13 protein-coding genes are annotated in these 11,826 nt (G+C 36.0%); 10 read left to right on the forward strand and 3 right to left on the reverse strand.

Annotated features, from left to right (window positions below):
• The first annotated feature begins 56 nt into the window (after positions 1-56).
• From ACQQ2I_RS08320 to ACQQ2I_RS08355, 8 genes are all read left to right on the forward strand, one after another.
• The gene (locus tag ACQQ2I_RS08320; protein ID WP_431030061.1) at positions 57-1,181 is read left to right on the forward strand and encodes an acyltransferase; all 1,125 of its coding nucleotides are present in this window, start codon (positions 57-59) and stop codon (positions 1,179-1,181) included.
• Positions 1,182-1,262: 81 nt separating this feature from the next.
• The gene (locus ACQQ2I_RS08325; protein ID WP_431030062.1) at positions 1,263-3,119 is read left to right on the forward strand and encodes a phage tail protein; all 1,857 of its coding nucleotides are present in this window, start codon (positions 1,263-1,265) and stop codon (positions 3,117-3,119) included.
• 14 nt (positions 3,120-3,133) lie between these two features.
• On the forward strand, positions 3,134-3,328 hold the full coding sequence (locus ACQQ2I_RS08330; RefSeq protein ID WP_431030063.1) for a hypothetical protein: 195 nt from the start codon (positions 3,134-3,136) through the stop codon (positions 3,326-3,328).
• A gap of 65 nt (positions 3,329-3,393) precedes the next feature.
• Entirely contained in the window at positions 3,394-3,648 is a 255-nt protein-coding gene (locus ACQQ2I_RS08335; RefSeq protein WP_431030064.1) for a hypothetical protein, read from the forward strand.
• 98 nt (positions 3,649-3,746) lie between these two features.
• On the forward strand, positions 3,747-4,181 hold the full coding sequence (locus ACQQ2I_RS08340; RefSeq protein ID WP_431030065.1) for a phage holin family protein: 435 nt from the start codon (positions 3,747-3,749) through the stop codon (positions 4,179-4,181).
• Positions 4,178-4,960, forward strand: coding sequence for an N-acetylmuramoyl-L-alanine amidase (locus tag ACQQ2I_RS08345; RefSeq protein ID WP_431030066.1), 783 nt, complete (start codon positions 4,178-4,180; stop codon positions 4,958-4,960). Before ACQQ2I_RS08340 ends, ACQQ2I_RS08345 begins: the two co-directional genes overlap by 4 nt.
• Before the next feature lie 288 nt (positions 4,961-5,248).
• Positions 5,249-5,680: a BrxA/BrxB family bacilliredoxin gene (locus ACQQ2I_RS08350; RefSeq protein WP_431030067.1), complete on the forward strand. Its 432-nt coding sequence runs from the start codon at positions 5,249-5,251 to the stop codon at positions 5,678-5,680.
• A complete protein-coding gene (locus tag ACQQ2I_RS08355; RefSeq protein WP_431030068.1) occupies positions 5,668-6,459 on the forward strand; it encodes a class I SAM-dependent methyltransferase in 792 nt (263 codons plus the stop codon). Before ACQQ2I_RS08350 ends, ACQQ2I_RS08355 begins: the two co-directional genes overlap by 13 nt.
• A gap of 197 nt (positions 6,460-6,656) precedes the next feature.
• On the opposite strand, the gene ACQQ2I_RS08360 is transcribed toward ACQQ2I_RS08355, so the two are convergent.
• Together ACQQ2I_RS08360 and ACQQ2I_RS08365 are read right to left on the reverse strand one after the other, a co-directional pair.
• Entirely contained in the window at positions 6,657-6,860 is a 204-nt protein-coding gene (locus tag ACQQ2I_RS08360) for a hypothetical protein (RefSeq protein ID WP_431030069.1), read from the reverse strand.
• Positions 6,857-8,035, reverse strand: a complete 1,179-nt coding sequence (locus ACQQ2I_RS08365; RefSeq protein WP_431030070.1) for a DUF418 domain-containing protein — start codon at positions 8,033-8,035, stop codon at positions 6,857-6,859. Before ACQQ2I_RS08365 ends, ACQQ2I_RS08360 begins: the two co-directional genes overlap by 4 nt.
• A gap of 104 nt (positions 8,036-8,139) precedes the next feature.
• Between ACQQ2I_RS08365 and ACQQ2I_RS08370 the strand changes: the two genes are divergently transcribed.
• On the forward strand, positions 8,140-8,841 hold the full coding sequence (locus ACQQ2I_RS08370) for a response regulator transcription factor (RefSeq protein WP_431030071.1): 702 nt from the start codon (positions 8,140-8,142) through the stop codon (positions 8,839-8,841).
• Positions 8,838-10,478 carry a sensor histidine kinase gene (locus ACQQ2I_RS08375; protein WP_431030072.1) on the forward strand — a complete coding sequence of 547 codons (1,641 nt, stop codon included), beginning with the start codon at positions 8,838-8,840 and terminating at the stop codon, positions 10,476-10,478. Before ACQQ2I_RS08370 ends, ACQQ2I_RS08375 begins: the two co-directional genes overlap by 4 nt.
• Before the next feature lie 774 nt (positions 10,479-11,252).
• On the opposite strand, the gene ACQQ2I_RS08380 is transcribed toward ACQQ2I_RS08375, so the two are convergent.
• Positions 11,253-11,357 (reverse strand): helix-turn-helix domain-containing protein, encoded by a 105-nt coding sequence (locus tag ACQQ2I_RS08380; RefSeq protein WP_431030073.1) that lies wholly within the window; start codon positions 11,355-11,357, stop codon positions 11,253-11,255.
• Positions 11,358-11,826 lie beyond the last annotated feature (469 nt).

Consider the following 11,826-nt stretch of genomic DNA (forward strand, 5'->3'; position numbering starts at 1 on the left):
TTGACTATTTAAATTTTTTAAATTATGGTAATTTTAGTTGTGAGTTAACGGAGGATATGGAAGTGAAGAAAACAAGGTTAGAAGAATTAGAAATATTAAGAGGAATTGCGTTTTTAGCAGTGGTACTACAACACGCTTTTGCAGGAATTTTTATACTGCCTAATATCAGTTCCACTGAATTGACTATAGGGGCAACATTACTGGGAATTATAAGGTTTGCGGTACCTTTATTTGTATTTATTACAGGTGTAGTGTTGTTCTATAACTACGATGGCAAAATCAACTATATACAATTTATAAATAAAAGGTTCGTGCAGGTTATAATTCCATATATTACGTGGACTTTATTTTATTATGTTTGGATTAGTTTTTTATCTGGTTTCTCTCCTTCAAGTACTTGGCTTGAAATCGTTAAGATATTTAAATTAATATTTACAGGCGAAGCTAGTTATCATTTATGGTTTATGGTAATGATTATTCCTTTTTATCTTCTATTCCCTATATTTAGATTACTAATGTCAAAGGAACGGAAATATTTAACTAACTTTGCTGTGGTAATATCAATATTCATAATTAATATTTTTATGTTATTTGCTTTATCTAAAGATATGATTCAATATTCTAACGATAGTTTTATCTTTTTCTTTAATTATTTAGATCGTAATTTTATTTTTTGGACATTTTACTTTATATTGGGTGGATTTGTAGGATTATATTATGGAAAATGGAAAAATTTTGTAAATAAATTTATTATTTTTTGTGTAGTGTTTTTAGCTGTTTATTTGTATTTTGTTTATATAGAAATTAAAAATATAAACTTAATAGAGAGTAACTATTTATTAAGCGCCCAGATAACTGACCCATTAAAACCGATAACGATGCTAGCGGCAACGACTTCGATAATTATTATATTTTTCTTTGCGCAAAAACTGCTATCTAGGTATACAATTATCACCAAGTATTTAAAAGTATTTGGCGAATTCTCTTTCGGAGCATATTTAATACATGCTTTTGTATTAAGATTTACAAATGATTTTGTTATTAATCATTTAAGTATCATAAGTCCTTTTGCTCAAACATTCGTATCGTTTGTGCTATGTTCGGTATTTAGCTTAGCTTTATGTTATTTAATTAGTAAGGTTAAAATCCCTACTGGAGAAATTGTGGTAGGGAAAGTATAATTTATAATCGCTTTAAAATGCGTAGTAACTGCTAGTCTTTGAGGTTAGCAGTTTTTTATTAAATTAAAGGCAGGTGATAACTTGCTATTTGTTACAAACAGTAATCAAACCGAAGCAATATTAGAAAGTAATTATGAAAAACACGAAGAGCAAAATGGAGCTGCTATGCAGATTTCGTTTAGCTCTTTTTCATTTCCTCAAAACGTGGGCCATGGATTACTGGATTATGAAGTATTTGTGGAAGACGAAGATGGTCATGAGTACAAGGTCAAGCAATATCAACAGAATGGACCTGAAAAAAGAATAACGGCTACTCACATTTATTATGAATTGGGAGGGCACTATCTTTACGATATATATGGTGGTACAAGAACATTTAACGATTTTGCTTTAGGGTTATTTTTAGGTACGGGATGGACATTTCAAAATATTGATGTAACTGGTTCACAAATCATAGCCGATTTTGGTGGGAACAATGTGTTGCAGCTAATAAAATTATTGTGTTCGGCCTTTGATTGCGAGTATCAAATACTACCAGGAAAGATCATTCGATTTGCCAAAATCATTGGTAAGGATAACGATTTACAGTATCGGTATAAGCACAATATTAATGATTTAACACAGAGTATCGATACAACTTCCCTGAAAACGCAGATAAGAGGATATGGTGCCGATGGACTAGTTGTTACGTATACATCTCCATTGGCGAGCCATCCACGTATAGGTGTACGGGTTGCTGAGCCTTTTTATGATGACTCCATTACAACTCAAGCGGAAATGACTAAGGTACTTCAACCCCAACTGCCGGATGCACCAGAGACAGTTGTGGAAGTTAGTGTGACGCAAGTGGATGGTGATGTCGGTGATTATGTATGGATCATTCACGAAGAATTAGACCTACTATACCAAACCCGTATTTTAGCAAAAAAGACGAAGCGTAATTACGTAGATAGCATGGTCACAGTCGGAAATACCATGCGTAAAGATTTAACAGATATCTTAATCAGCCAAAAAGCAGCAATTGAAGAAAATAAAAAGGTGACACGGTCTCGGTTTGAGCAAACCAATGATCGCATCACAATGGAAGTTGAAACGCTTGGGGAAAGCATTGCAGCTGTAAATGTGAAAGCAGACAACATTAATTTAAGCGTTAACAATCGAATTACAAGCGAAATGGCTGCTATCAATATACGTGCCGACAAAATTGAGTTAAGTGTGGAAAATATAGATGAAGAGCTATCTAGTCGCATTACACAAACAGCTTCACAAATTCGTTTGGAAGTATCTTCCGAAGTTACAACAATAAAAAATAATTTAAAGACTACAAATAACAATGTCGCTTCTTTACAGATTCAAGCTGATCAAATTTCATCAACCGTGAGCAGTCAGAGTACACAAATCAGCTCACTTGGAACACGTGTATCAAGTGCTGAATCAAGTATTACCCAACAAGCAAATCAAATTGCACTAAAGGTAAGTCAGACGGATTTTAATGGTTCAACAATCATGAGTAAGATTAATTTAGATTCAAGTTCTGTTACGATTGACGCCCGAAAAATCAATCTAAATGGAGCTGTTATGGTTAATGGTACCATTAGCGGTTCTACCAGTATGGATATTACAAATGATATTTTTGTAGGAAATAATATCTATTTAGGTTATCGAAACAGCGGTAATAAATCGATACGTTTCAACTCTTCCGCTAATATTTATTCTTCTAACAATACTGATATAACGGTATCTGCACAATACTTTTCTGTGCCTGATGGGGATATAATTTTAGGGAACTACAGTTCAAATATCTACCTTAACGGTAATATAGTAGGTGATATAGCTAAAGGACATACCCCTGGAATAGGTATAGCTTTTAGTAGTGCTTCCAAGCGCTTATATGTACGTCTTAATGGTTATGACGTAGGTTACGTCACATTAAATTAAAAGGAGAGATAATAATGCAGTATCGAGTAACATTACACAATGGGCAAGGTTTTAACATTATAGTATCAGGAGAAAACGCATCTGAGGAATTAACAAAAAATTTAAATAGTCGTGAAACGATATTTATCAACCTCGGTGGTTGTATTGTACAAAAAAATACCGTAGCAACTGTATTACCAGTTGAACAAACGACAGAAAGCGCTCAATAGGGCGTTATTTTTATTGCCTCAAACAGTTTATTTCCTTACACTGGGAATAAAAGTGAGGTTTTAATATGAGTAATTTAACAACTGAAACATTTTTAAATTGTATTGAATTATTAAAGCAAATTGGCAGGCAAAATAATTTGCCTCAACTAGTTATTACTGCAGAAGAAGTTCATAAACTAGTTGGTGGTTATCCGGGGAAAAATCACAGAATGCCTATGTGCTGTAATGCAATGTTTAAGAGCATGAGAGAGGGAGATGAAATTTTACATTCCACTCCTAGTAAACAAAGTAACACAACTAAAATCAAATATTATTTATAAAAGCACTCTCACCCGAGGGTGCTTTTTATATTACATTACGTTTCAGCAAAGCACTGTACCGAGCAGTGCTATTTTTTATGGGGAAAAGGAGCAAGGGCATGGAAAATAAAATTGCATTAATCACAGGAATCGCAGGAGCTATTGTATCTTATATGTTTGATTTAGTGGGGGTTGCCGTGTCAATCCTTATTTTATTTATGCTTACAGATTACATTACAGGGTTAGTAGCTGCAGGTATTAATAAGGAACTAAATAGTCGAGTAGGACTAACCGGTTTTGCAAGAAAGATGTACATTTTAGTATTAATCGGAATGGTGTATGCACTTGAATTTACAGCTGGCCATTATGTAGAATTTGATATTTTTGGAGGATATATCGGCGACGGTGCAGCTTTTGCTTATATTGCTATCGAGTTTATTTCTATCACAGAAAATGGCGTTAAAATGGGGGCACCGATGCCACCGTATGTGAAAAATCTTTTAAAAATTGTACGTGATAAAACGGGATTAAATGAAGAGGGGGAAGTGAAATGATTAAAGTAGGGTATGATGCAGGTCACGGGTTTCATACGCCAGGTAAACGTACACCCGATGGCGAGCGAGAATGGTCTTTCAACGATATTGTTGCTCGAGCCTTTGCAAATGAATTAGCGACATATGGTAACGTTGCTTCCAAACGGTTTGACGATTCAACAGGTAAAACAGACGTACCATTAAAAACACGTACAGATAGTGCAAATGCTTGGGGAGCACATTATTATATCTCGTTTCATCATAACGCGAATACAGCGAAGTGGGGCACGTGGACAGGTGTTGAAACATTTGTTTATCTTGGTAATAGCAATACGAAAAGTGGGCAACTCGCTAAAGCCGTCCATCCAGTGCTTGTAAAAGCATACGGGCTTAAAGACCGAGGAATTAAAGAAGGAAATCTTCATATTGTCCGTGAAACTAAAATGCCAGCAATTTTAATAGAAGGTGGATTCATGGACAGTATAATTGATATAAAAAAATTGCGTGATAAAACCGTACTGGAAAATGCAGGGCAAATGATTGCGCAGGCCTTTGCGAATTTTGTAGGGTTAAAAAAGGTGTCTGCTACACCGAATGAAAAAAATAAAGAGGAGGGGATAGAAATGCTATTAAAGCTAGATTCTACTACAAAAGGTGATTTTGCAAAGTTATTTAGAAAGGCGTACACGGAAGGCATTTTCACAACGGACCATTCCATGAAAATCGCTAACTATTCGGACGAAAAAATCTATAATCTGTATGTGAGCTATCAAATTCGTAAAGAATTAGCTAATAAATAAGTACAAGCCCGTTATCACTATTAATCGTAGTGGTAGCGGGCTTTTTTGTGGTTGTCAATAAAAATTCAAGCTTCCTACAGATTATTTTTGTGTGGATAGGTAAACTTACAAAAAACACAGCATACATTTTTTTAGCTGTTTTTGCAGTGCGGCAATTTTAAAAAGGTAACGAAAAGGTCACAAAAAATCTGAAACTATCCGAATAAATATGAGAATCCAATCTTTGTACAAGTGAAAAAAACCTTGATATAATAGGCATTGTGAATAAATATGAAAGAAGGCGAAAATATGAACGCTTATGAAGAATACATGCGTCAAGTAACGCAACCGATGCGCCGTGAATTAACGGATGCCGGTTTTACAGAATTAACAACACCAGATGAAGTCAATGAATTTATGGCAACTGCTAAAGGTGTGTCATTAGTGGTCATTAACTCTGTATGTGGGTGTGCAGCAGGTTTAGCACGTCCAGCAGCACGTGAAGCAGTGGAAATGGTGAAGCCAGATAATTTAGTGACGGTATTTGCAGGGCAGGATCCAGAGGCAACTGCTACTATGCGCGCATTTTTTGAGGAAGTACCACCAAGCTCACCATCTATGGCGATTTTAAAAGGTGGGGAGCTCGCTTATTTTATCCCGCGTGAAAATATCGAAGGTTTCCCAATGGAGCAAATTCGCGACCATATCGCTGATGTATTAAAGCAAGTATGTGCGGAATAACCATTGTTACAACTGCCGGAAGACCTGATGAGCTGTCACAGCAACTTGCATATGTTGCTTGTGAGGAGCTTGATGTGCATTTTGAATCTCGAAAAAAACGCTCCGTAGCGAAAATGAGTAAAGATTATGATGCACATGTGATTGTGGCAGGTAAAAATCGATATGAATACTATCCGAAAGGTGCAGCCGCGCCTTTCTTTTTTCATCCGAACTCAGCAGCGTTTCGTTTAAAGCGATTAGCGCGGGGAGAGGAGGATCCAATGATTGAAGCATGTCACTTGCAATCAGGCGATTCTTTTTTAGATTGTACATTAGGCATTGGAGCGGATAGCTTGGTCGCGGCTTTCGTCGTTGGAGAAGCAGGGCGAGTTGTGGGACTTGAGGCAAACCCGAATGTCGCTTTTATTGTGAAAAAGGGGATGCAGTCATACGATACAACGGAACTGCCGTTAACGGCGTGTATGCGGAATATTGAGGTCGTGTGCAGTGAAGCGGTCGCTTATTTGAAAACACTGGCGGACAATACATTTGATGTTGTCTATATGGACCCGATGTTTGAAGAAGTGATTGAGGAGTCAAATAATTTTGAGGCACTTCGCGATGCAGGGGAGCACCTTTCACTCTCAAAAGAATGGGTGAAGGAAGCCATTCGTGTGGCGAAAAAGCGTGTTGTCTTAAAGGCGCATTATAAATCGCAATGGTTTGATGAATTTGGCTTTCGTCGTGATATTCGATTAACCTCGAAGTTTCACTATGGATTTATTGAAATCAAATCATAAAGAATAACATATTAAAATTCTTTAGGATGCATCCATTTTGATTAAAATTTGAAAATGGTAGAACATGTTTCGAAAGACACGTCTCCGCTAAACGATGTAGAGACGTGTCTTTCTTACATGGGTAGCTATAAAAAATATTTATCGATAATAAAAATCAACGTCTCTTTATTGGAAATTCGGTAATATTCACTTCCACTCTATATATTTTCGTTTTTCGCTGCCTTGGGTGAACGAAATAACTGAAATAATTGATGTGTAAAGGCTATAATAGCGAGACAGCGAATGAAAAAGTGGAGTAGGGATAAGCCTGAAAGCGCATGTAAATTGCCGATACTTTGGCTAATTGAATAGCTTAAAAATAATATAGCTGCCATATAAAGAGTTGCTCTTACTATCTTCATACAAACTCCTCCTGACTCCCTATTATTTTTTTCTTTTTCACTTTTCCGTTCCAAGAGAAGTTTGTCCAAATGCGAAGAAGTATCTCGACCGGACCGCGATGAAATCGTTTTAAATAGGCTGTGCTTACATAACATTGTAGGATATAAACTACTAATCCAAATGCAATACCAAGCGTGACACCCATTTTCCCGTATAAACCTAAACCGTAGCCGTAAAATACAAATGTACAAATAACAGATTGCATTAAATAGTTTGTTAATGATAATTTCCCGACGCTCTCAAAAGCAAGCATGACTTTTGAAGTGGGCTTTATAGTGAAAATCCACATAAATAAAAATACATAACCAAGTGCTAAAATTTGCTGCCCAGCTATTAGGGCCATATCTTTCAAAACATGATCAAATTGTCCGATGACTTTCAATGCTAGTGCTAGGGGAACAAGGACTAATGCCAACCGGTAAACTTTCAATTCTGCCTGTAAGTTTTCGAATAACTGCCATTTTGCAAATGCCATCCCAGTTAAGAAAAGAGGGGCATATAATAATGGGGAAACGAAAAGCATTATTAATATATATAAACCATCATCTTTCATGCCAGGTATTTCTGCATTTAAGCGAAAGTCGATAATTTCTCCATAGCTCCCTTCACTATAGACCTTTGTTTGTTCTATGTTATACACTTCGATTTCAGCTTTTTCTCCAGGTGTTAACATATCCCCTCCGTACATCAGTGCACATGTAAGGATAAAAAGGATACTTGCCCAAATAATCAGTGTCTTCGGTTTTCGATTAATAAAAATGAGTAAACAGAAAATCATCACCCCGTAAAACATTAAAATATCGCCTTCCCAAATGAAAAAAGAATGGAGAAAGCCGAGTGTAAGTAAGCCAATGCCTCTTCTAATAATCGCCCATCGACTTTTTTTCCCTTTAGCACGAATCGATTCAATCATCTTAATAAGCGAAAAGCCAAACAATATTGTAAAGATTGGCATAAAAGATCCTTCAATGATCACTTTCAGGCTGTAATATGAAACAGTATCAAGTGAGGATAGATTTTCTAGCATGTCTTTGCCATACATCCCATATTGGAAAATTAATAGATTGGCCATCAAAATGCCAAATAAGCTAAATCCTCTTAATGCATCAACGGCCTTGACGCGTGTAACTACCATTGCATAACCACTTCCTTATCGTTATTCTAATATTAGAATAACTGGAAATTCTTATGGAAACTTAATGTGTACCTTAAAGTAATCTTAAAAGTAGGTGAGCGTATATGGATGCAGTAAATATTGCAGTACTAGAAGACGAAGTGGCAATTGCTCAAATGATTGAAATTATATTGAAAAAAGAAGGTTTTACTAATATTGATATATTCCATACGTGCGAGGAGATGAAGCAAAAACTAAATCGGTCCTATGATTTCTTTTTGTTAGATATTATGTTACCAGACGGTAGTGGGCTTGAAATGGCCCAGCAAATTCGTGAAGGAAGCGATGCACCGATTTTCTTTTTAACGGCTAAAGCGACGGATGCCGATAAACTAATTGGTTTTATGAATGGAGCGGATGATTATATTACAAAGCCGTTTAATCCGCTAGAGCTCGTAGCACGGTTAAAGGTGCAGCTAACCCGTTATTTAAAGCAACATCGTAAAAACGGCGCGAACGATATTTATAAAAATGATTTCTTTACGTTTAACTATGCAGCAGCGGAGCTAACGGTAGGGGATATAACAGAGCTAATGACGGGGCGTCTCTATCATTTACTTAAATATTTATGTGAAAACGAAGGACAAGTGCTTTCGAAAGAACAGATTTACGAGCGTGTATGGGGCGATACGTACTTCGATGATAATACGGTCATGGTTCATATTCGAAAGCTCCGCGAAAAAATTGAAAAAAATCCAGGTAAGCCTAAATGTTTAGTGACCGTTCGAGGCATTGGTTATAAGCTAGTCGGTGAGGATAATATATGAAACTCACTTCATCACGTAGACTAACGTTCCAATTTATTGCGCATTTCATTGTGTTTTATTTAATTTTAGTAGCAAGTATTGTGTATAGTATTGTTATTTTTTTATTGATTATTAATAAGGAAGTCGGGCTCAATGTGCATTCAAAAGTAGCATTTGAGTTTGAAGGAATTGTTGAGAACGATAAGCTACCAAAAGAGCTGCATCATTTAGCTGAGGAAAACTTAGGTCAGTTTTATTTATTAAATGATCATTTGGACGTGCTCGATTATACAGGGGCATCGTGTGAAATTTGTGCTTATAGTGATGAAGAATTACTAGGTTTAGAGACACAAGGAATGCAAAAATGGCAGGCAGACGGCTATACTTTTTTATTTCTTTATAAGTCCTTACCGCAGGAGATTTTAGAAACGGTATTAACGATGTGGCATCCGTCAGCACCGTTAACGGATCAGGCGAAGGCATACTTGAAAACACAACAGGCAGCAGTCGATGTATATGATAAACAATGGGATAGAATTTTAACATGGGGGGCTTCCAAGAAGTCGCTTAGCAAGGCAGATTTACTGGACGAAAATTATGAAATTTTTGAAATGAAAGAGCTAACGCAAAGTAAAAAGGTTGGCGACGTCACCGTTGTAATTCGAATCGATAATCCACAATACCAACCATTCGATCAACCATTTACAAAAGCTTTACTTACTTTACTCGTATCATTTGTCATCACACATGTATTGTTAATTGTTGGAGTCGTGTTGTTTTCGTTAAGTATTGCTAGGAAATTTGTGCATCCAATTATCTATGTAATTGAGCGTATTCAACGACTTGCGAGTTTTAATTATGACAAGCCGAAAAATACAAAGCTGTACGACCAATCGACCGGAAAGCTAAAAAGAAAATACCGGTTATATGAACCTATCGATGCTTCATTAGATCATTTATCGCAACGTCTTGTGTCGAATGAACGGCAAATTCAACATGTGCAACAATTACGAGATGAATGGATAACAGGATTATCGCATGATTTAAAAACCCCCCTAAGTTCCATTCTTGGCTATTCGGCGATGCTTGCTTCGAAAGACTATGAATGGTCGAAAGAGGAAGTTCAAGCTTTCGCGGAGACGATGGAAGAGAAAGCAAACTATATGGATGCTTTAATTCAAGATTTAACATATACGTATCAGCTGAAAAACAGAGCAATTATCCTAACAAAGGACACTTTTGATGTGAAAGATTTATTATCAGTCCAGCAATCGCTACGTGTACAAGTAGAAATGGAGAGAGACGTAACGGTCTATGCCGATCCGCTTGCATTGAAACGAATTTTAGATAATTTACTATGCAATGCATTACAATATACACCTGAAGAAAAGGATGTAAAACTGCATGTGACAGAGACAAAGACACATACAATTTTCACGATTACAGATCAAGGGGAGGGCATTCCACAAGAGAAGCTAGATAATTTATTTGAACGTTACTACCGAGGGACAAATACGACAACAAATGTTACAGGAACGGGGCTAGGTCTAGCGATTACAAAGCAATTAATTGATCTCCATCAAGGAGAAATCTCAGTAAAATCCAGTAACAAAGGAACGCGCTTTACGATACAACTACCGAAAAATATATCGTGGTAAGTGTAAATACAAGCAATTATACGATGACTATGTTATAATGATTTTATGCTATTTTAGGTGGCAAAGTTTATAAATTGGCATTCTGACTAGTTGTTTTTGTTGAAGCTTATTCACACTGGCGCTAGCTTAAGAGCTGCAAGGACGTAGTAGAGGTAGGGACTGCGTTGCTTAAGTTGTAGAAAGTAATAGTAGAATTTTACCGCGGTTAAATACAGAAAGACGTGTCTTTCTAAATAATAAAATTCCCCGGATGATCGGGTTGAGACATGACATTTATTAAACTGAGCTATCTATTAAATACTAGAGGGGTGCCTTCGAAAAGAGGGTGCCCCTTGTCTAATTTTGATATAAAAAATTAGTAAAAGGTAATAGGTGAAAAGACATGATTTCACATTAAGTTATACCATTATTTAATCGATTAGGTAGTAACTGCCCTTGATTTCTCAAATTATTTTTATTCTATATAAATTTTGGGTATTATTTGGAAAAAATATTTTTTCAAAAATCAAATTACAGTTGTGATTTACATCGATTTTTCGGACAGCTCTACTCCGAGATGGCGGTCTTAATAGTTATTCTGCAATTTAAAAAATCTTTACCTATACCTTGTTAATTAGAACATGTCCCACCGTTAGAATGCTGAAATCCTTTGTGAGAGTAAGAATAGAGCGATGAAACTAGAACTTTAATCATTTATTCTTTTAATCTTTTAAAACATGCTTTTAATAATTAATATATAAGCAGCTGCATAATGAGCTGAGAGTGTTTTTACGTCTACACCTTATTTAATTCTAATACATCGCTTATATCACATTTCAGAGCCTTACATAGAGCCCCTAATGTATCATGTCTATATTGCATTGTAGTGTCATTATACATGCCGTCGAACAGTTACTACTTCCAAGCCTACCAGTTTCCACCCACTTTCTGATAGATATGTTTCTTTCTTCTAAAATCTTCTTTAATCAAGACTTAGAACGTGCAACCATTCTCCTAACTCCTTTCATATTCCGAAATCATAAAGTTAAAAAATCACTTTATCACATTATACAAAATGACAATGGAACGTAGACGACTTTATGTTTTTGTCAACGAAATGTAGTCAATCACTATACGTGGTAGAAAAATCGTTGTTTTTGTGACAAGTGCAAGCAAACGTGTAACACCTTCATATTTAGATTGGCAACTGCGTAAAGTGAGGAGAGATACTGAACAATGAAAAATCGTACACATGAGCAAAGCGTATGTTGTTCCATACATTTTTAATTACTAAAGCTATTGCTAGATTGGAGGTAAGATAATGCTAGTAAAAGTTAGTGAGTGGCGTGCTTTATCTACACGTAATAAG

The organism is Lysinibacillus sp. LZ02 (assembly GCF_050613145.1).
In the GTDB taxonomy this organism is placed as follows: domain Bacteria; phylum Bacillota; class Bacilli; order Bacillales_A; family Planococcaceae; genus Lysinibacillus_B.